The organism is Heyndrickxia coagulans 36D1, assembly GCF_000169195.2.
Lineage (GTDB): Bacteria > Bacillota > Bacilli > Bacillales > Bacillaceae_C > Weizmannia > Weizmannia faecalis.
Window position 1 is genome coordinate 2,902,133 of record NC_016023.1, and the last position, 20,437, is coordinate 2,922,569.

Consider the following 20,437-nt stretch of genomic DNA (forward strand, 5'->3'; position numbering starts at 1 on the left):
CAAGCAACTAAAGAAGGGAGGATTCAGATGGCGTGGGCTCAGTTACTGCCTTTGGTGATTCTGTTTGTCCTGTTTTATTTCCTGCTCATCAGGCCACAGCAAAAGAGGCAGAAAAACATCCAGCAGATGCAGAGCAATCTGGCGAAAGGGGACAAAATTGTCACCATCGGCGGCTTGCATGCAACCGTGGATTCGATTGATGAAAATAAAGTCGTCTTAAGATGCGATAACGGCACGCGGCTGACGTTTGACCGCTCGGCGATCCGTGAAGTAACGGAATCCGTTGCAGCGAAAAAAGCAAAAGTCGAAAGCCAGAAAGCAGACAAAACAGTGGCAGAAAAAAATGCCGGAGAAACGAAATAAAAAAAGCGCCGTGTAATGCGGCGCTTTTTTTCAGGATTCCCGTGACCTTCCTGAGAAGAGGTTGACCCCTAAAATGCCCCCCATTGCGGCGACAACAATATAGCAAGCATGGTAAATGGCTTGTTTCACCGTAAAGAGTTCATCATAACCAAGGTACTGGACGAGAAAAACAATCGCTGTGTAGAGGATCCCCGTCAAACTGCCGAGGAGCCACCCTTTCTTTTTTCCTTTTCCGCCGCCGACGAGCCCCCCGAGAAATAAACTGAAAAAAGAAATCATCGTGACCGCCGTATGCAAAGCATGCTCCGTCATATCCGAAAACCGCAGAATCAGTGAAATCACGAGGCTTGATATGGCAAGCAGGACAAAAATGACGCCCAGCCCGTAAACAAGGCCGATACTGTATTTTTGCGCTCCGATTTTCATTCTCCCCCTTTGACAAGCTTTTTCCTCAGTACAAGCATATGCCTGGAAACAGCAAAAAGAACCGGGCAAAAGATTTTTAGAAAGTTTTTTCGCAGGCTGAGCATACTAAACATGATTTTGACCTTGACCGAACGGGGGGATTGGCGTTGGAAAATTTATTGATTATTTTTTTTCGGACACTGCTCATGTATGTTGCCATTCTTGTTATTTTCCGGTTAATGGGAAAAAGGGAGATTGGCGAACTAAACGTTTTGGATCTTGTTGTGTTCATCATGATCGGGGAAATGGCGGTCGTCGCCATTGAAAATCACAGTGAGCCCGTTGTAAATACCCTTTTGCCAATGGTTGTCCTGCTCGGCATCCAAATCGCGCTGGCACTTTTCTCGCTCCGCAGCAGCCGGATCCGCAAACTGATTGACGGCAAGCCGAGCATTCTCATCAATAAAGGAAAAATCGATGAAAAGGAAATGCGCAGGCAGCGTTACAATTTTGACGACCTTTTAATGCAGCTCCGTTCAAAAGATATTGATAATATTGCGGATGTGGAATTTGCGATTTTGGAAACTTCCGGGCAGCTGTCGGTGGTGAAAAAAAACAAAAATAAAAACAAACCGGCATCCTATACGGAACCGCTCATTGTCGGAGGGAAGATCCAGCAAAGCAATTTAAAGAAAAGCAACAAAACCGAAGCGTGGCTGCGCAGCGAGCTGCAAAAAAGAGGGTACGGGGATATCGCCCGGATTTCGTTTTGCAGTTATCAGGATGGCGCGTTTTATATTGATCTGGATGATGTGCAATAAGCCCGGCCGGAACATGCAGGGCCTATTGCTTTTTTATAACCATTTTTTGAGGATCGGAATATACATGAGATCGGACCGGCGGATCAATTTTGTCATTATAAGCAGCAGCGTATAGACGGCCACGGTCAAACAAATGCCCGCTAAAAGCCGCAGGAAAGATGCGTCTTGTGCCATCATACCGGTGAACCACCAGTGCCCGACCGCGCCGGAAACGACCGAAACGGCCAGAAGCTTGGCCCAGTCATGGACATACAGGGTAAACTGGATTTTTTTCAAAACGGTTGCAAAATGAAGAAATGTTACAAGCACCATTCCCGCCATGATGCCGATCGCGGCGCCGTTGATCCCGAACTCCGGGCGGGAAGCAAGGACAAAAATGGTGCCCAGTTTCACGACGGCTCCGATGATGCTGTTGATCATCGCCGCTTTTGCCAGATCCATTGCCTGCAGTGCGGCCTGGAGCGGCGCCTGGCATGCCTGGAAAATAAAAAATGGCGCCATGATTTTGATAAACTGTGACCCGTTTGCCGTCCCGTACATCGCCTGCATGAGCGGTTCTGCAAAGACATACAGGATGACAACCGAAATGCCGCCGGTTAAAAGGGAAAAACGCAATGCCTGCTGGAGCCTGTGTTCAACAAGTCTGGCATTTTTCCGGGAATTTGCTTCGCTGATTGCGGGCACAAGGGCGGTTGACAAGGAAACCGTGACAAAAGACGGGAGCATCAACAGCGGCATCGCAAAGCCGGTTAAAGAACCGTACTGTTTTGTCGCAAGATGTGAAGCGACACCGGCAAGAGCAAGGCAGTGGGAGACGACAATCGGCTCGAGGAACCAGGAGAGATTGCCGATCAGCCGGCTCCAGACGGTCGGAACCGCCACGCGCATCAGTTCGTAAAACGTATCTTTCGCCGATTTTACGGCTTTGAAAAAATGTTTGCGGACGCGAATCTGCTTTTTCAGTTTAAACATCGTAAACATATAAAGAAGGGATGACAGTTCTCCCAATATCGATGCAAACATCACCCCTGCTGCCGCATATTCAATCCCGTACGGCAGAAGCAAATTGGCAAAAAATGCGATCAGCATAATCCGCACACTTTGCTCGATGACCTGCGAGACGGCATAAGGCTTCATGTTTTGCTTCCCCTGGAAATAGCCGCGCAATACAGCGGAAACCGCCACAATCGGGATAATCGGCGTGATGGCGGCAAGCGGGTAATAGACGCGCGGATCTGTGAATAAATGATCAGCCAGATACGGCGCGAGTAAAATCAGCCCGGGCGTAAAAACGGCCGACAGCGAAATGGTAACCGTTAGGGAGATGACAAGAATTTTTTTAATTTTCGCCCTGTCCCCGACCGCGTCTGCTTCGGCAATGCATTTCGAGATCGCGACCGGCAGTCCGAGCTGGGTTACCGTAATGACGAGCATTAAGGTCGGAAAAGCCATCTGATGGAGCCCGACACCCGTTTCCCCGAGCGACCGGGCAATGACAATCCGGTTGATAAAACCAAGCACCCTTGTTACAAAGCCTGCGGCGAGCAATATAATCGTTCCCCTTAAAAACTTGGACATTCTGTTAACCTGCCTTCTCAAATCCGCAATTTTCCTATACAATGATGTATATGCACGGTAATGGACAAGAATACATCAATGCCTAAGGAAAGGGGCAGAGCGTGTGAAGGACCGCCATCCTTATGAAAAATACTATAAAAAACTTGAACCTGCCGTAAAAAGCAAGGCGGAAGAACTGGCCGTCTTTGGCTACGGCGCGATTGAAGCGAGGGATGTCTGGAAATATTTAATCCGGAAAGTGTGGAAAAATCCGGATCCGGCGCATGTCCGTATGTATGCGCTTGTTTCCGACGTTTTATCGGTTAAGCCCGGCGATTTGATGAGTTTTAAAACCGTGGAAGCTTACCGTTCGCCAAACTGGTTTGCCGAGCTGGACGAAAAGGAGCTGGATGCGCTTTTTAACGGGGACAAGACGGAAGAATAAGCGGGCAAATAAGCAAAAACGGCTGCATGCGGAATAATAAGAAAAATTGACACGCTTTTTGCCCTGCATCATAATAGAAATGATTCACGGGCGCATGTATTTTTTGGCATGTGATATGTTTTGATTCGCTAGGAGGCTGTACATAATGGTGAAAAGGAGCCGCATCGTTGCCTTCTTTCTCATTGTCCTGCTGTTTGCGGGATTAATAGGGGGAACGACGGATAAAATTGTCAAAAAAAATTAACCTTGGCCTTGATTTACGGGGCGGGTTTGAAGTGCTTTACAAAGTGGAACCGGCCAAAAAAGGGCAGAAGATCGATAAAGCCGCGCTTGCGGATACGGCTGCCGCATTGGACCGGCGGATCAATGCGCTTGGCGTCAGCGAACCGCAGATCTCGGTCGAAGGCAATAACCGGATCCGCGTCCAGCTTGCCGGCGTGAAAGACCAGAACGAAGCGAGAAAGATGCTTTCGACAACTGCCAATCTGACATTCCGTGACGTCAATGACAAAGTGATGATGGACGGGACAGACCTTGTGCAGGGAAAAGCGAAACAGTCATTTGACCAGAACGGCAAACCGGATGTTGTCCTGCAGTTAAAGAGCCGGAAAAAGTTTGCCGACGTCACGAAAAAAATTCTGGCGATGGCACCGAATAACCAGCTTGTCATCTGGATGGACTTTCAAAAGGGCGATTCCTATAAAAAAGAAGTGGCGAAGAAGAATCCAAAATTTTTGTCCAATCCGAGTGTGAATTCTGTTTTAAACACAGACCAGGTTGAAATTACCGGGAACTTTACGGTAAAAGAAGCGTCCAATCTTGCAGACCTCTTGAATGCAGGAGCGCTTCCGGTGAAGCTGCACGAAATCTATTCGACCTCTGTCGGCGCATCTTTCGGACAGGAAGCGCTGCATGACACGATTCTTGCCGGGATTATCGGCGTTGCAGCCATTTTTCTCTTTATGATCGGCTACTACCGTTTTCCTGGTTTTATCGCATGTATTACGCTGTCCGTTTACATTTTCCTGATTTTGCTCATTTACCGTTTAATGGGCGCGGTTCTGACGCTTCCCGGGATTGCTGCGCTTGTTCTCGGGGTCGGGATGGCGGTCGATGCCAATATTATTACCTACGAGCGGATTAAAGAGGAACTGCGCGTCGGAAAAAGCGTGAAATCCGCGTTCCGGGCAGGGAACAAGTCATCGTTCGTGGCCATTTTTGATTCCAACTTAACGACGATTCTTGCGGCGGTCATCCTCTTTTATTTCGGGACAAGCTCGATCAGAGGCTTTGCAACAACTTTGATTATCAGTATTCTGCTCAGCTTCCTGACGGCGGTTTACGGCTCGAGATGGCTGCTCGGCCTCTGGGTGAACAGCAATTTCCTGAAAAAGCGGCCGCACTGGTTCGGCGTGAAAAAATCGGCGATCCACAATATTGCTGAAAACATTGATACGCATGATTTGAAAACGAAATTTGACTGGTACGACTTTGTCAAGCACCGCAACATTTTCTTTACGATTTCAGCTGTGCTGATCATTGGCGGGTTTATTCTCCTGTCTATTTTCAAATTGAATTTGAGCATTGATTTTTCGAGCGGGACGCGCATTGAAGTCAGTTCAAATCAAGCACTCAGCCAGCAGGAGATTCAGCGCGACCTTGACCATCTGCATTTGAAATCAGAAGATATTGTGATGCAGGGGACCAACCGGCATCATGCCGTGATCCGGGTGAAAGGCTCGTTCAGCGATAAAGAGAAGAGCACGCAAATCAACCAGTATTTTACAGAAAAATACGGGAAGAGCCCGAGCATCAGCTCCGTTTCGCCGACAGTCGGGAAAGAGTTGGCCTTAAGCGCCGTGTATTCTTTGCTGTTGGCGGCAGTCGGCATCATTATTTACGTGGCCTTCCGGTTTGAATGGAGAATGGGGGTTGCCTCCATCGTCGCACTCTTCCATGACGCCTTTTTCATGATCGCCTTTTTCAGCATCACAAGGCTTGAGGTCGATGTCACATTCATTGCGGCGGTCCTGACGATTGTCGGTTATTCCATCAACGACTCGATTGTCACATTCGACCGGATCCGCGACAATTTAAACCGGCGGCGGAAAATTAAAACCGCGAAGGAAATTCATGATATTGTCAACGCCGGGATCCGCCAGACACTGGCCCGGTCGGTCAATACCGTTTTGACCGTGCTGATGACGTCCGTGGCCCTGGCCATTTTCGGCAGTGAATCGATCCGCAATTTCTCGATCGCGCTGATTGTCGGGTTGATTACCGGAACATACTCGTCTATTTTCATTGCCGCACAAATCTGGTTTGTACTGAAAAAACGGCAGCTGAAAAAACATGGCGCCATCGTCATTCAAAAAGCGCGGCGTACCCGCGCGGATGAACCGCAAGTATAAGAAAAATGCAGGCGAAATGCCTGCATTTTTTGTAATGACAGTTTTCCGCCGAAACGTTATAATAAAGTATTGTGAAAGAGGTGGAGATATGCTGCAGTCAAGAACAAGATGGCGGGTGCCGGAAATGGAACCAAAAGCAGCCGCAACGATCTCGCAACAATTGAACGTTTCGCCACTTGTTTCAAAATTGCTTGTAAACCGCGGCATAACGGATGTTGAAGAAGCGCGGTCTTTTTTATTCCATGAAGGGCTAGCGTATTATGATCCGTTTTTGCTGCATGATATGGAAAAAGCAGCGGCCCGCATCCGCGAAGCGATTAAAAAAGAAGAACCGGTTCTCGTCTTCGGCGATTACGATGCGGACGGCGTAACGAGTACTGCCATCATGATGGCCGCTTTAAACGATCTTGGCGCCCATGCTGAATTTTATATCCCGGACCGGTTTAAAGAAGGGTATGGGCCAAATGAAGCGGCTTTCCGCCGGGCGGCTGAAGAGGGTTTTCAGCTAATCATTACCGTTGATACCGGTATTGCCGCTGTCCACGAAGCGGAAGTGGCCCGCGAACTCGGGATCACGCTCATTATTACGGACCATCACGAACCTGGGCCGGTATTGCCGGAAGCCTTTGCCATCGTCCATCCGAAGCATCCGGAAAGTACATACCCGTTCCGGGAACTGTCGGGCGCAGGCGTCGCTTTTAAAGTCGCCCATGCGCTGTACGGCAAAGTGCCGGAACAGCTTGAAGATTTGGCCGCTATCGGGACGGTCGCGGATCTTGTGCCGCTTCTGGACGAAAACCGGCTGATTGCCATAAACGGCATCAAACGGTTGAGAACGACAAAGCGGGCGGGGCTTGTGGCGCTGTGCCGGTGTGCGGATATCCGCCAGGAAGAGATCAATGAAGAAACCATCGGCTTTGTGCTCGCCCCCCGCTTAAATGCAGCCGGGCGCCTGCAGCATGCGGCACCGGCAGCGGAACTGCTAATGACCGAAGACACAGAAGAAGCCGGGATGCTCGCTGAAACGATTGACGGGCTCAATAAAGAACGGCAAAAAATCGTAAACGACATGACAAATGAAGCAATCGAACTGGTGGAAGAAGAAGTGGAAAAGGGGGCGCGTGTCCTTGTTGTCGGGAAAGAAGGCTGGAATGCCGGCGTAATCGGCATTGCCGCCTCGCGCCTTACAGAACGCTTTTACCGGCCTGCGATTGTGCTCAGCTTTGACCCGGAAACAGGGCTGGCAAAAGGATCGGCGCGCAGCATTGACGGCTTCCATATGTTTAACGAATTATCGAAATGCAGGGATATTTTGCCGCATTTTGGCGGGCATCCGATGGCGGCGGGGATGACGCTTTCTTTATCCGATGTGGAGGAACTGCGGCGCCGGCTGAACGAACAGGCCGCGGCATTGCCGGATGAGATGTTTGTGCCGGTTACGAACATCAGCGCTGAAATTTCCATAGAAGAAGCGGGGATGGAAGCGATCCGCGAAATGGCATTGCTCTCGCCGTTTGGCACGGCGAATCCGAAGCCGCTTCTGTTGCTGGACGGGGCCGAATGCCCGCAAATCCGGGCGATCGGCGCAGACGGGAAACATTTGAAATTGACGCTTTCTAAAAACGGCACAACGCTCGATGGGATCGGCTTCGGGCTCGGGCATCTTGCCCCGCATATTTCTCCTTCTGCCTGCATATCGGTTGTCGGGGAGCTGTCCATCAATGAATGGAACAATATCCGCAAGCCGCAAATGATGGTGAAGGATATCAAAATCACAAACTGGCAATTGTTTGATTTCAGGGGCAACAGGCCTTTAAAGCAATGGGCACGGTACGTCCCGGAAGAAGACCAGGCTTTTGTTGTTTTTCAAAAAGAAACATTGCGGAACCTGCCGCTGCCGGATTTTTCCGTCCGCCTTGTGTCGGTTGCGACAATGGAAGAGGCAAGGGCATTTGATCCTTCAAATAAAAACATTGTGTTTCTGGATCTTCCGAAAGGCCCGCGGATGATGGCGGCACTGCTTGAGGGCGGTTCGCCGGCCAGGATTTATGCGTATTTTTACCATGCCGGGAACCACTTTTTCAGCATGTTCCCGACACGCGAACATTTTAAATGGTTTTACGCTTTTCTTGCAAAAAGGAAAACGTTCAACCTAAAGCAGCACGGGGATGAGCTGGCGGCTTATCGCGGCTGGTCGAGAAATACCATCGATTTTATTTCGCAGGTGTTTTTTGAACTTGATTTTGTTACAATAAAGGATGGATTTATTTCCCTGAAAGCAGCCAAACAAAAACGCGATTTAAAGGAATCTCTTACGTATCAAAAAAAACTAGCACAATATCAAATGGAAAAGGACCTGCTGTACTCATCTTTCCAGGAGCTGAAGATGTGGTTTGACCAAATGATCAAGCCTGCTGTACAGTATGAGGAGGAAACAGCAAAATGGATTTAAAACAATATATTGCACTCGTCCCGGACTGGCCCAAAAAAGGCGTGATGTTTAAGGATGTGACGCCTTTGATGAATAACGGGGATGCGTTTAAATATGCGACGGACCAGATCGTCCAGTATGCGAAAGACAAACAGATTGATCTCGTAGTCGGCCCTGAGGCGCGCGGCTTTATTATCGGCTGCCCGGTCGCATACGAACTTGGCGTCGGCTTTGCCCCGGTCCGCAAAGAAGGCAAACTGCCGCGGGAAACGATCCGTGCGGAATATGATCTCGAATACGGAAAAGCGGTGCTCACGATCCATAAAGATGCGATCAGGCCGGGCCAGCGCGTTTTGGTTACGGACGATCTTTTGGCAACAGGCGGCACGATGGAAGCAACCGTCCGGCTCGTTGAAGAACTGGGCGGGGTTGTAGCCGGCCTTGCTTTTTTAATTGAATTGAATTATTTGCACGGGCGCGATAAACTGAAGGGCTATGATATCCTCACCCTGATGGAATACGAGAATGAATAAATTGTAAGGAAATCGGCAAAATTGTCGGTTTCTTTATTTATCCTTCATCCGGATGAAATGACGGGCCGGTTTTGTCCGTACTGGGAAAAACCGGCTGTTTTCGCCAAATTTCTTCCATTCTGTGTCATTTACTTTACAATCTTCTTTTTTTTCATGATAATAATGTCAATATGATATTGCAATCATCAATTCATATATTCCAGTTTAAAGGTGATTTTTTTATGGCGAATGACCGAATAATGACCGCCGAGGACGTCATTGACAGGACAAAACAATATTTAAACGACGAACATGTTGAAATGGTGCGGCATGCCTGTGCGTTCGCCAGTAAAGCGCATGAAGGCCAGAAGCGCAAATCGGGGGAGCCGTATATCATTCACCCGATTCAGGTTGCCGGGATACTGGCGGATTTGGAGATGGATCCTTCAACGGTTGCAGCAGGTTTTCTGCATGACGTTGTGGAAGATACAGATGTGACACTTGACGAGCTTCGTGAAGAATTTAACGATGAAGTGGCGATGCTTGTTGACGGGGTGACGAAACTCGGGAAAATTAAGTATAAATCGCATGAAGAGCAGCAGGCGGAAAACCACCGGAAAATGTTTGTCGCGATGGCGCAGGATATCCGCGTCATTTTGATCAAACTCGCGGACCGGCTGCACAATATGCGTACATTGAAACATCTTCCCCCCGAAAAGCAGCGGCGGATCGCGAATGAAACGCTCGAAATTTTTGCGCCGCTCGCCCACCGCCTCGGCATTTCCGCCATCAAATGGGAGCTTGAGGACACCTCGCTCCGTTATTTAAATCCCCAGCAATATTACCGGATTGTGAATTTGATGAAGCGGAAGCGCGCCGAGCGTGAACAGTACCTGCAAAATGTCATTGAAGAAGTGAAGGAACGGCTTGCGGATATCCATATCAAATCGGAAATTTCTGGCAGACCGAAGCATATTTACTCGATTTACCGGAAAATGGTCCAGCAGCATAAGCAATTTAACGAAATTTATGACTTGCTTGCCGTAAGGATTATTGTCAAAAGCATCAAAGACTGCTATGCCGTGCTCGGTGTCATCCATACATGCTGGAAACCGATGCCGGGCCGGTTTAAAGACTATATTGCGATGCCAAAGCCGAACATGTACCAGTCGCTCCATACGACGGTGATCGGGCCAAAAGGCGAACCGCTTGAAGTGCAGATCCGGACGTTTGAAATGCACCGCATTGCCGAATACGGGGTTGCTGCACACTGGGCATATAAAGAAGGCAAAACGGTCAATGAGAAAACGTCTTTTGAGAAAAAATTGTCATGGTTCCGCGAAATTCTCGAATTTCAAAATGACACCAATAATGCGGAAGAATTCATGGAATCACTGAAAATCGACCTGTTTTCCGATATGGTGTTTGTCTTTACGCCAAAGGGGGACGTCATTGAACTGCCGTCCGGGTCCGTCCCGATTGATTTTGCCTACCGGATCCACTCGGAAATCGGCAACAAGACAATCGGCGCGAAAGTCAACGGCAAAATGGTGACGCTCGATTACCAGTTAAAAACTGGCGATATTGTCGAAATTCTCACTTCAAAACACTCATACGGGCCGAGCCTCGACTGGGTGAACCTTGCCCAGACATCGCAGGCGAAAAACAAAATCCGCCAGTTTTTCAAACGCCAGCGGAAAGAAGAAAATATTGAAAAAGGCCGCGAAATGGTGGAAAAAGAAATCCGGGCGATGGAATTCGACGTAAAAGAAGTGATGACCGCCGACAATATCAAACGAGTTGCCGAAAAATTTAATTTTGCCAATGAAGACGATATGTATGCTGCTGTCGGGTACAACGGGATTACCGCAAGCCAAATCGCCAACCGGCTGACAGAAAAATGGCGGAAGCAGCGGGACTCCGAAGAAGCGATTAAGGAGATTGTCTCCGAGCAGAAACCGGCCGCAAAGCACCGGAAAAAGGATGCAGGCGTAACCGTGAAGGGCGTCGACAATTTGCTGATCCGCCTTTCGAAATGTTGCAATCCAGTGCCGGGCGATGAAATTGTCGGTTTTATAACAAAAGGCAGAGGCGTTTCCGTCCACCGCGCTGACTGTCCGAACGTGCAGAACGAAGAGGCGCAAAGCCGGCTCATTCCGGTCGAATGGGAGACGGATGCGGCCGACCGGAAAGAGTATAATGTCGACATTGAGATTACCGGATACGACCGCCGCGGCCTGCTCAATGAAGTTCTGCAGGTGGTCAATGAAACGAAAACGAATATTTCGGCCGTCAGCGGGCGCAGTGACCGCAACAAAATGGCCACGATTATCATGTCGATTTCCATTCAGAACATTAGCCATTTGCACCGAGTCGTGGAAAGAATTAAACATATTCCGGATATTTATTCAGTCAGAAGGATCATGAGTTAAAGGAGTCAGAAAAATGCGGGTTGTTTTGCAGCGCAGTAAGGAAGCGTGCGTCACTGTTGGCGGGGAAGTGGCAGGAAGCATTACAAAAGGCTTTGTCCTCCTCGTCGGCGTAACGCACGAAGATACCGAAAAAGATGTAGTCTATCTCGCCGAAAAAATCGTCCATCTCCGTGTGTTTGAAGATGAACAGGGAAAAATGAATTTGTCGCTTTTGGATACCGGAGGGGAAATCTTGTCGGTTTCCCAGTTTACTTTGTACGGCGATTGCCGGAAAGGGCGGCGCCCGAATTTTATGGCGGCGGCAAAGCCCGGACAGGCAGAACAGCTTTACCATCTGTTTAATCAGAAGCTGGAAGAAAAGGGTGTCCATGTCGAAACCGGCAGATTCGGGGAGATGATGGATGTCCGGCTGACAAATGACGGGCCGGTTACGCTCATTTTGGAAAGTCAATAAACAGCCGAAGTGAGCATCATGGCGTTGGATTTACGACAAACAGCCTCCTTTTGGAAAGCAAATAAGCAGCCAAAACCCTGATCATTCGGGGTTTTTTCTTTTTGAAAAGCAAAAACGTTTCCAAAAAAGTTTTAGTGTAATATAGTTGACAATTGAACTTTGGATATGCAAAGATAGATAGCGTTAATCATTCGGATGCGAATTATTTCGCAAAGAATCATTTAAGGGCTAAAGGAAGGGGGATACATGGAGAACGGTTCATATGAATTGTTACAATCGCTTTTCAGGCTGAATAAAGCCATTTTACGTTTGGCCGAAAAAGAGGCGGAACAGCATGGCTTGACCGCGATGCAAATGTTTGCGCTAAAAGCCATCGCGCTTCATCCCAATATGCGATTAAATGAGCTGGCGGAAAGCCTCTATTTAACGAACAGCACAGTCAGCGGCATTGTTGACCGGCTTGTCCAGCAGGAATTTGTCAACAGGGTATCATCCAAGGATGACCGGAGAGCCGTTGTCCTCTGTCTGACCGAAAAGGGGAAAAGCAGGCTCAAAGCGTTTATGGGCGGCAATACAGTACTGAAACAAAAAATGTACCTGATCACAGAACGTTACGGAGCGGAGTTGGAAAATCTGTTAAGGCTCCACAACGAAATGCTGGAAATTTTAACATCTGAGGAGGAGTAAACTTTTTATGAGCGCAAGACGGATGATTTTGATCAATATTATTATTCTTGTTATTCTCGTTGGTGGCGGTTTTACCGGATATTATTTTTACAACCGCTCGGTCAGCTATGTCACAACCGATAACGCCTATATTGACGGCCAGTCGGTCACCATCGCTTCCCCTGCAACCGGCAAACTCGTTTCATGGGACGGTAAGGAAGGCAAGGCATTTACCAAAGGGGATAAAGTCGGTACCGTTGAAGTACAAAACGGCGCCAATACGGTGAAAATGGATATTAAAGCGCCGGCAGACGGCACGATCGTAAAAAATTCCGCGGTTGCGAATACGTATGTGGCAGCCGGTACAACACTTGCACAAAGCTATGATTTGGACGACTTGTATGTCACTGCTGAAGTAAAAGAAACAGATCTTAATGACGTGAAAACCGGCCAGGACGTTGACGTGTATGTGGATGCCTATCCGAACACCAAACTGACAGGAACCGTCGATTCAATCGGAAAAGCGGCTGCCAGCACGTTCTCTCTTATGCCGACAGACAGAAGCTCAGGCAATTATACGAAAGAAACACAGGTCATTCCTGTTAAAGTCAAACTTGACAGCTATGGCGGGCTGGACCTGGTTCCGGGCATGAACGTGACTGTGCGCATTCATAAGTAGGTGAATCCGATGGGAAAATTTATCGCAGGTTATGTTCTTTTATCGGTCATTGTCCTTCTTATCCTGAATCTCATATTAAGGAACAGGGGAAGAAAGAAAAAGATGGAAAGCCCGCTTCTTGACAAGCGGGCGCCGGAAATGGAAACAATGCCTGCGCCGCCTGAAAAAGCGGAAACGCAGGTGCCGGCAAAAACAGATGAAGGATTGGCGGCAGAGCCTGAAAAAATGGAAACGCGCCGCGCTCGTACGGACGACGAAAAACGTCCGGCTGAAGCACCCGGGCGAGCTGCCGTTCCCCCGGAAGTGGAGGAAGAACACGGCAGGGGGAAAATTGTTTTTGCGATGATGCTCGGGGCATTTGTGGCGATTTTGAACCAAACACTTTTGAATGTCGCCATTCCGCATATTATGAACGACTTGAATGTGACGGCGAATACGGTGCAATGGCTGTCAACCGGATATATGCTTGTAAACGGGATTCTTGTTCCGGTTACGGCATTTATGATCAGTAAATGGGGCACGCGGAAAATGCTGATTACAGCCGTTTCCCTCTTTACGGCCGGATCGGTTTTGTGCGCCATTTCGACAAACTTCTCGATTCTGATGCTCGGGCGCATTGTCCAGGCTTCCGGTGCCGGGATCATCATGCCGTTGATGATGACGGTGTTCTTAACCATCTTCCCGCCAGAAAAACGCGGCAGCGCGATGGGAATGATGGGGGTTGCCATGATTTTCGCCCCGGCGATCGGCCCGACATTGTCAGGGTGGCTGGTCGGCCATTACGACTGGCATATTTTGTTCTGGATTGTCATTCCGTTCGGCGTGATTGATATTTTTGTCACTTTGGCATGGATGAAAGATGTCATGAAAACGACAAACCCGAAAATCGATATTCCGGGTATTATCTTCTCCACGCTCGGTTTCGGCTTTTTGCTGTACGGATTCAGTGAAGCCGGGAATGACGGCTGGAGCAGCAAACAAGTTGTCATTTCCCTGATCATTGCCGTTATCTCGCTTGTTTTGTTCGTATGGCGAGAATTAACGACGGAAAAACCGATGCTTGATTTGCGTGTATTCAAATATGATATCTTTGCTTTAACGACGATTGTCAGCATGGTAGTGAATATGGCGATGTTTGCCGGGATGATTTTGCTGCCGATTTATTTGCAAAACATCCGCGGGTTTACTGCGCTTGATTCCGGTTTGCTGATGCTGCCGGGGGCGATCGTCATGGGGATTATGTCGCCGATATCCGGCTGGCTGTTTGACAAGTTGGGGGCAAGACCGCTCGCTGTCTTCGGCTTGATTATCACCGTCTGGACAACTTACGAATTTACGAAGCTGTCGATGACGACCTCCTACGGCCACTTGTTATTCTTGTATGTTTTGCGCAGCTTCGGGATGTCTTTCATTATGATGACGATCATGACCGAAGGGATGAACCAGCTGCCGATTCATATGACCAGCCACGGGACGGCTGCGGCCAACACCGCCCGTACGGTTGCCGGAAGTCTCGGAACGGCATTTCTCGTAACCGTCATGTCCACCCGTGCCGATTTCCATACGGCAAACTACGTCAATGCCTATGCAAATATCAACCCGTATGTGTCTGCTAAAATCGCGGCCATCGGGCAGGGCCTGGCCCATGCTTCCGGGCTGCCTTCCCAGTACGGGCAGGTGCTCGGCTCCTCTATTGTGTATCAAAAATCGGTTGTGAATGCGACGATCAGCGGCATAAACGATGCCTTTTTCGTCGCGACCGGGATCGCAGCGTTTGCGTTAATTTTGTCGTTCTTTATCAAACGCGCAATGCCGCAGCCAAATATTAAGAAATAAAAAAATGCCGGGGATGCCCCGGCATTTTCTTACTGAAAATAAGCTTTTAACCCGTTATAAATGCCGGCCACTGCCTTCGTTTGAAAAGACTTCTCCACGATATGCTTTTCTTCAGCCGGACTGCTCAAATAACCGAGTTCAAGCAAAATGGCAGGCTGGGTATTTTCACGGATAACATGGAAATCCCCGAATTTTACGCCCCTGTCAACGGTGCCGAGCCGGCTTGTGATCTGGTTATTGACAAGCCTTGCGAAATCATAGTCCTGCGCATGATAATAATACGTCGTATGCCCGCGCGTATGGGAATCTTCAGCGCTGTCAAAATGAATGCTGACAAAAGCATCGGCATGATTTGTATTGCTGATGGCGGTTCTTTCCGACAAAGATACGTACGTATCGCTGTTCCGGGTTAAAATGACCCGGGCGCCCGCTTTTTTCAGCTTTTCGTACAGGGCATTCGCCGTTTTTAACGTCACCAGTTTTTCGAGCGTGCCGTAAGCGCCGGTTGTGCCGTTATCCGTTCCGCCGTGACCGGGGTCAAGCACAATCGTCTTTCCCTTGATTCCTTTTTTTACAGCCGTATCACTTTTTTGGGCGGCTTTTGCCGAAATATAGGCTGAAGTGCCGCTTTCCAGCCTGATTTTATACCAGCCGTCCATTTCTGAAACGATGGGAAACCGGTCTCCGGCCTTGGCGGTTCCCACCGTGTCCGAGCCGGATTGGGGCCTTTTGTAAAGGTTTGTGCCGGAATGGAGGGTCACTTCTGCTTCACTGCTGCGCTTTGCCTGGCTTTCGCGCGTCACATAGAAGCCTGCGACCCATCCGTGCGTGCCGTCTTCCAGTTCCACTTCATACCAGCCGTGGTCGGTTCCGGTAATTTCAAGTCTCGTCCCGTACGTTACTGTCGCTACCGTTCCGCTTTGAAGCGAAGGAGACCGGCGGATATTCAGGCTTGTGGCGGCAACAATTGCGGCGCTTACGTTGTTTTCCGCCGTTTTCCCGGCGTTTTTGTTTTTTTCCGTCTGTACATACTGGCTGTCTGCCCAGCCTGAAACATTGCCGCTTTCAATATAAACCCAGCCGCCTTCTGCCCTGGTAACCGTGACTACGGCATTTTTTTCAAGCGTGCCAACGATTGCGGCAGACTGGTCCGGCGCTTTTCTAATGCGCAGGCGGTCAGCGGTGATTTTTCCTTGTTTTGATTGTTTTGCGGAAGGGGTGCCTGTTTCCACAAGCCAGCCCGCAATCCAGCCTGTATTTCCTTGCGGGAGGCGGATTTGAAACCAATCCCCGTCTTTTTGAAGAACCGTGTACGTGTCGTTTTTGGCTGCTTTGCCTGCGATCGGGTAGGACACCCCGGGCCCGCTGCGGATGTAGACAGCCGCATGCGTCACCGTTACCGTCCCGGCCTCTTCCGCCCCCGCATGGATCACGCCGGGTGCAATCAGAAAAAAGAGCACCAGGAAAAACAGCCGGAAAAAAAGTTTTTTCACATCTCCACCCCTCATCCCTGTCCGGAAAATTGTCCACTATTTGTTATTCGCGCTCCGTAAAAAAACTCCTTTTTGCGGGTAAGAAAAAATAAAAAAGGGAAAAATAGAAAGGATGGAACGAGAAGGAGTGAACGGCATTGAGAGCAGCGGATAAAAATAGGACAGCCGGTAATGCATTGAATCAAATTTACGGCGTTAATTTCCAGGATCCGGGAAGTGCCGGGCAGGAAGCGTTCAACGCTGAATCAGCGATTGAAACTGGTCTTTCAAAAGGGGACCTGAAACTTTTGAAAAAGAAACTGGGGCGCTCATAATGAAAGACCCGATCCGCGGAAAACGAACTTTTTCAGGCGCTGAACGCAGATCGGGGAAAAACTTTGCCGGCAGCCTTGACAACAGCCGGTGCCACGCGTAACATAATAAAAATAGATGGTAAAATTGGCAAAACCGATGACAAAGAAGAGTAATTAAGATCCGTGTGAAAAGAGAGGAAATGTCCCGGGCTGAAAACATTTCTGCACAACGGCTTAATGAACGAACACTTTGTAGGTTCTGTCCTGAACGGAAATCCAGTAGGGACGGGCGTTACAGGCGTTAACTGTAAAAGTGGAAGCAGACGCTTCAATTAGGGTGGCACCACGGGAATTCAACTCTCGTCCCTTGTTTATAAGACAAGGGACCGGGGGTTTTTTATTTTACATAAACATTGATTGAGAAGGAGGATACTCGTCTTCATATCAACATTTTTAGGCATGCAGGATGAAAATGAAAACCCATCATTTTTCAGCAATAGAAGGAGGAGTACGCCATGACCGTTCAAATTCCGCGCGGCACGCAGGACATCCTGCCCGGCGAGGTGGAAAAATGGAATTATATTGAGAACACCGCAAAAAAAATATGTGAAAACTATCAGTACCGGGAAATCCGGACACCGATTTTCGAATATACCGAGCTTTTCCAAAAAGGGGTCGGGGACACGACGGATATTGTCCAAAAAGAGATGTACACATTCGATGACAGGGGCGGGCGCAGCCTGACACTGCGGCCGGAGGGAACAGCGCCGGTCGTCCGTTCCTTTATCGGGCATAAAATGTTCGGAAACACGGTTCAGCCGGTCAAACTGTATTATAACGGCCCGATGTTCCGTTATGAACGGCCGCAAGCAGGGCGCTTCCGTCAGTTTGTCCAGTTCGGCGTTGAAGCGCTCGGAAGCGAAGACCCGGCCATCGATGCCGAAGTCATTGCGCTCGCAATGGATATTTACAAACAGCTTGGTTTAAAAAATGTCAAACTTGTGATCAACAGCCTCGGCGATAAAGAAAGCCGGCTCAGGCACCGGGAAGCGCTTATTGATCATTTCAAACCGCATATCGGGGAGTTTTGCGCGGACTGCCAAAAACGCCTTGAACAAAATCCGCTGCGTATTCTTGACTGCAAAAAAGATCATGACCATCCGCTCATGAAAACAGCGCCATCCATTTTGGATTATTTAAATGATGCATCAAAAGCTTATTTTGATAAAGTTTTGCAGTTTCTTGGCACGCTCGGCATCCCTTATGAAATCGACCCCGGGCTTGTGCGCGGCCTTGATTACTATGTGCATACTTGTTTTGAAATTATGAGCAATGCGGAGGGATTCGGCGCGATCACCACCCTTTGCGGCGGCGGGCGTTACAACGGCCTTGTTGAGGAAATGGGCGGGCCGGAAACGCCGGGGATCGGGTTTGCCTTAAGCATTGAACGGCTGCTTGCGGCACTGGACGCGGAAGGCATCGAACTTCCTGTTGGCCACAGGACGGACTGCTATGTGGTCGCGATCGGCGAGGAGACGAAACCGGCTGCTTTTAAATTGCTCCAGGCATTAAGAAGTGCCGGATTCTCAGCTGACCAGGATTATTTGGGACGCAAAGTGAAGGCACAGTTTAAAGCGGCGGACCGGGTGAAAGCCGCATTTGTTGCGGTCATCGGCGAAGAGGAGCTGCGGGCCGGGAAAGCAAGCGTCAGAAATATGGCGACAGGCGAACAAAAAGAACTGCCGCTTGAAGGGTTTATTACAGCTTTTAAAGATATGGCAAACAGGGGGGAAGCATGATGGAAGGACGTTCTTACTATTGCGGTGATGTGACGGAACAACAGATTGGCGAAAAAGTGGTGCTGAAAGGATGGGTGCAGAGAAGGCGCGACTTGGGCGGCCTCATTTTCATCGATTTGCGCGACCGTGCCGGTATCGTCCAAATTGTATTTAATACGGCGGTCTCTGAAGAAGCTTTTAAACTTGCGGAAAAAGTCCGGAACGAGTATGTGCTCGAAGTAGAGGGGAAAGTCATCGCCCGTTCCGAAAATACGGTAAATCCGAACTTAAAAACGGGCAAAATTGAAATTCAGGCCGACCGCCTTGCGATCATCAACAATGCAAAAACCCCGCCGTTTATGATTGAAAACGAGACGGGCGTGGCGGAAGATGTGCGCCTGAAATACCGTTACCTCGACTTGCGGCGCCCGGTCATGTTTGAAACGATGAAAATGCGCCATGCGATTACAAAATCAATTAGAGGCTTTCTCGATGAAGAAGGGTTTATCGATGTTGAAACCCCGGTTTTGACAAAAAGCACCCCGGAAGGCGCCCGCGATTATCTCGTGCCGAGCCGGGTGCATCCTGGCGAATTTTACGCCTTGCCGCAGTCGCCGCAATTGTTTAAGCAGCTTTTGATGATCTCCGGTTTTGACCGCTATTACCAGATTGCTCGCTGTTTCCGTGATGAAGACTTGCGTGCAGACAGGCAGCCGGAATTTACGCAAATTGATATTGAAACGAGTTTCATGAGCCAGGAAGACATTTTGACCATGACAGAAAAAATGATCAAACGGCTGATGAAAGAAGTGAAAAACATCGATATCGAAACGCCGCTGCCGAGGCTGACCTACGAGGAAGCCGTGAACCGGTACGGATCGGATAAACCGGACACCCGCTTTGGCATGGAACTGGTGGACGTCTCCGAAATCGTCCAAAACGCCGGTTTTAAAGTGTTCGCATCTGCCGTTACCTCGGGCGGGCAAGTAAAAGCGATCAATGCAAAGGGCGCGGCAAGCAAATATTCGAGAAAAGACATCGACGCGCTCGGCGAATTTGCCGCACGTTACGGCGCGAAAGGCCTTGCCTGGCTGAAAGCGGAAAACGAAGGGTTAAAGGGCCCGATCGCAAAATTTTTTACAGAAGCGGAACAATCGCAATTAGCGGCTGCTACAAATGCAGAAACGGGCGATTTGCTGTTGTTTGTGGCGGATAAAAAATCAGTCGTCGCCGATGCGCTCGGGGCGCTAAGAAACAAGCTCGGCAAAGAACTCGGCCTGATTGACGAGTCGAAATTCAACTTCCTGTGGGTGACGGACTGGCCGCTTTTGGAATATGACGAAGATGCAGGGCGTTATACGGCGGCACATCATCCGTTCACGATGCCGTTTGAAGAAGATATTGAGAAGCTGGAAACCGACCCGGCAAGCGTAAAGGCGCAGGCCTATGATATTGTATTGAACGGGTATGAACTCGGCGGCGGATCGCTCCGGATTTATAAACGGGATGTCCAGGAAAAAATGTTTAAGGCGCTCGGCTTTTCAAAAGAGCAGGCACAGTCCCAGTTCGGCTTTTTGCTTGATGCGTTTGATTATGGCACGCCGCCGCACGGGGGCATCGCACTCGGCCTTGACCGGATTGTCATGCTCCTTGCCGGCCGCAGCAACTTGCGCGACACGATTGCATTTCCGAAGACAGCCAGCGCCAGCTGCCTGCTGACGAATGCACCGGGCGCGGTCAGCGAGGCGCAGCTGGATGAGCTGCAATTGAAATTAAAAGCAAAAAAATGAGATCAAAACCCGGAAAAAGGCGGCGTAAAATTTTTCCAGCCGCTTCACGAAGAAACGCGTCCGCTGCCGCT

At 49.3% G+C, this 20,437-nt stretch carries 16 protein-coding genes, 1 pseudogene and 1 other annotated feature; of the genes and pseudogenes, 14 read left to right on the forward strand and 3 right to left on the reverse strand.

Annotation, left to right across the window (positions count from 1 at the left end; all coding sequences use genetic code 11):
* The first annotated feature begins 27 nt into the window (after positions 1-27).
* A complete protein-coding gene (yajC, locus tag BCOA_RS31010) occupies positions 28-363 on the forward strand; it encodes a preprotein translocase subunit YajC (protein ID WP_014097884.1) in 336 nt (111 codons plus the stop codon).
* Between the two features lie 30 nt (positions 364-393).
* On the opposite strand, the gene BCOA_RS31015 is transcribed toward yajC, so the two are convergent.
* Positions 394-789 (reverse strand): TIGR04086 family membrane protein, encoded by a 396-nt coding sequence (locus BCOA_RS31015; protein ID WP_014097885.1) that lies wholly within the window; start codon positions 787-789, stop codon positions 394-396.
* 146 nt (positions 790-935) lie between these two features.
* On the opposite strand from BCOA_RS31015, the gene BCOA_RS31020 reads away from it, so the two are divergent.
* The gene (locus BCOA_RS31020) at positions 936-1,589 is read left to right on the forward strand and encodes a DUF421 domain-containing protein (RefSeq protein ID WP_014097886.1); all 654 of its coding nucleotides are present in this window, start codon (positions 936-938) and stop codon (positions 1,587-1,589) included.
* A gap of 33 nt (positions 1,590-1,622) precedes the next feature.
* Here the strand turns inward: BCOA_RS31020 and spoVB are convergent, their stop codons facing one another.
* A complete protein-coding gene (spoVB, locus tag BCOA_RS31025; protein ID WP_014097887.1) occupies positions 1,623-3,167 on the reverse strand; it encodes a stage V sporulation protein B in 1,545 nt (514 codons plus the stop codon).
* Positions 3,168-3,270: 103 nt separating this feature from the next.
* Here spoVB and BCOA_RS31030 point away from each other — a divergent pair, with 103 nt between their 5' ends.
* From BCOA_RS31030 to BCOA_RS31070, 9 genes and pseudogenes are all read left to right on the forward strand, one after another.
* Positions 3,271-3,591, forward strand: coding sequence for a post-transcriptional regulator (locus tag BCOA_RS31030; protein ID WP_014097888.1), 321 nt, complete (start codon positions 3,271-3,273; stop codon positions 3,589-3,591).
* Positions 3,592-3,736: 145 nt separating this feature from the next.
* Positions 3,737-6,002: pseudogene (gene secDF / locus BCOA_RS31035) on the forward strand (protein translocase subunit SecDF).
* Between the two features lie 88 nt (positions 6,003-6,090).
* Complete coding sequence (recJ, locus tag BCOA_RS31040; RefSeq protein WP_014097891.1) at positions 6,091-8,454, forward strand: single-stranded-DNA-specific exonuclease RecJ; 2,364 nt, start codon at positions 6,091-6,093, stop codon at positions 8,452-8,454.
* Complete coding sequence (locus BCOA_RS31045) at positions 8,445-8,966, forward strand: adenine phosphoribosyltransferase (protein ID WP_014097892.1); 522 nt, start codon at positions 8,445-8,447, stop codon at positions 8,964-8,966. The genes recJ and BCOA_RS31045 overlap by 10 nt, the downstream gene beginning before the upstream one ends.
* A 221-nt stretch (positions 8,967-9,187) precedes the next feature.
* Complete coding sequence (locus BCOA_RS31050; RefSeq protein WP_014097893.1) at positions 9,188-11,377, forward strand: RelA/SpoT family protein; 2,190 nt, start codon at positions 9,188-9,190, stop codon at positions 11,375-11,377.
* Between the two features lie 13 nt (positions 11,378-11,390).
* Positions 11,391-11,831: a D-aminoacyl-tRNA deacylase gene (dtd, locus tag BCOA_RS31055; protein ID WP_014097894.1), complete on the forward strand. Its 441-nt coding sequence runs from the start codon at positions 11,391-11,393 to the stop codon at positions 11,829-11,831.
* Positions 11,832-12,077: 246 nt separating this feature from the next.
* Complete coding sequence (locus BCOA_RS31060; protein ID WP_014097895.1) at positions 12,078-12,518, forward strand: MarR family winged helix-turn-helix transcriptional regulator; 441 nt, start codon at positions 12,078-12,080, stop codon at positions 12,516-12,518.
* A 7-nt stretch (positions 12,519-12,525) separates the two neighbouring features.
* Positions 12,526-13,176, forward strand: coding sequence for an efflux RND transporter periplasmic adaptor subunit (locus BCOA_RS31065; protein ID WP_014097896.1), 651 nt, complete (start codon positions 12,526-12,528; stop codon positions 13,174-13,176).
* A gap of 9 nt (positions 13,177-13,185) precedes the next feature.
* The gene (locus BCOA_RS31070) at positions 13,186-15,012 is read left to right on the forward strand and encodes a DHA2 family efflux MFS transporter permease subunit (RefSeq protein WP_014097897.1); all 1,827 of its coding nucleotides are present in this window, start codon (positions 13,186-13,188) and stop codon (positions 15,010-15,012) included.
* A gap of 29 nt (positions 15,013-15,041) precedes the next feature.
* Here BCOA_RS31070 and BCOA_RS31075 read toward each other — a convergent pair whose 3' ends face one another.
* Positions 15,042-16,505 carry an N-acetylmuramoyl-L-alanine amidase gene (locus BCOA_RS31075; protein WP_014097898.1) on the reverse strand — a complete coding sequence of 488 codons (1,464 nt, stop codon included), beginning with the start codon at positions 16,503-16,505 and terminating at the stop codon, positions 15,042-15,044.
* A gap of 137 nt (positions 16,506-16,642) precedes the next feature.
* Here BCOA_RS31075 and BCOA_RS35410 point away from each other — a divergent pair, with 137 nt between their 5' ends.
* The 3 genes from BCOA_RS35410 to aspS all read left to right on the forward strand — a co-directional run bounded on the left by BCOA_RS35410 (position 16,643) and on the right by aspS (position 20,366).
* Positions 16,643-16,819, forward strand: coding sequence for a hypothetical protein (locus BCOA_RS35410; protein ID WP_014097899.1), 177 nt, complete (start codon positions 16,643-16,645; stop codon positions 16,817-16,819).
* A gap of 127 nt (positions 16,820-16,946) precedes the next feature.
* Positions 16,947-17,169, forward strand: a binding site (T-box leader).
* A 144-nt stretch (positions 17,170-17,313) separates the two neighbouring features.
* Positions 17,314-18,597: a histidine--tRNA ligase gene (gene hisS, locus BCOA_RS31080; RefSeq protein ID WP_014097900.1), complete on the forward strand. Its 1,284-nt coding sequence runs from the start codon at positions 17,314-17,316 to the stop codon at positions 18,595-18,597.
* Positions 18,594-20,366 carry an aspartate--tRNA ligase gene (gene aspS / locus BCOA_RS31085; protein WP_014097901.1) on the forward strand — a complete coding sequence of 591 codons (1,773 nt, stop codon included), beginning with the start codon at positions 18,594-18,596 and terminating at the stop codon, positions 20,364-20,366. The genes hisS and aspS overlap by 4 nt, the downstream gene beginning before the upstream one ends.
* Positions 20,367-20,437 lie beyond the last annotated feature (71 nt).

Bases quoted from the DNA above. Each gene is read 5' to 3' on its own strand.
- yajC (WP_014097884.1), top strand. From the start codon at position 28: ATGGCGTGGGCTCAGTTACTGCCTTTGGTGATTCTGTTTGTCCTGTTT.
- BCOA_RS31015 (WP_014097885.1), bottom strand. From the start codon at position 789: ATGAAAATCGGAGCGCAAAAATACAGTATCGGCCTTGTTTACGGGCTG.
- spoVB (WP_014097887.1), bottom strand. From the start codon at position 3,167: ATGTCCAAGTTTTTAAGGGGAACGATTATATTGCTCGCCGCAGGCTTT.
- recJ (WP_014097891.1), top strand. From the start codon at position 6,091: ATGCTGCAGTCAAGAACAAGATGGCGGGTGCCGGAAATGGAACCAAAA.
- BCOA_RS31045 (WP_014097892.1), top strand. From the start codon at position 8,445: ATGGATTTAAAACAATATATTGCACTCGTCCCGGACTGGCCCAAAAAA.
- BCOA_RS31050 (WP_014097893.1), top strand. From the start codon at position 9,188: ATGGCGAATGACCGAATAATGACCGCCGAGGACGTCATTGACAGGACA.
- dtd (WP_014097894.1), top strand. From the start codon at position 11,391: ATGCGGGTTGTTTTGCAGCGCAGTAAGGAAGCGTGCGTCACTGTTGGC.
- BCOA_RS31060 (WP_014097895.1), top strand. From the start codon at position 12,078: ATGGAGAACGGTTCATATGAATTGTTACAATCGCTTTTCAGGCTGAAT.
- BCOA_RS31065 (WP_014097896.1), top strand. From the start codon at position 12,526: ATGAGCGCAAGACGGATGATTTTGATCAATATTATTATTCTTGTTATT.
- BCOA_RS31070 (WP_014097897.1), top strand. From the start codon at position 13,186: ATGGGAAAATTTATCGCAGGTTATGTTCTTTTATCGGTCATTGTCCTT.
- hisS (WP_014097900.1), top strand. From the start codon at position 17,314: ATGACCGTTCAAATTCCGCGCGGCACGCAGGACATCCTGCCCGGCGAG.
- aspS (WP_014097901.1), top strand. From the start codon at position 18,594: ATGATGGAAGGACGTTCTTACTATTGCGGTGATGTGACGGAACAACAG.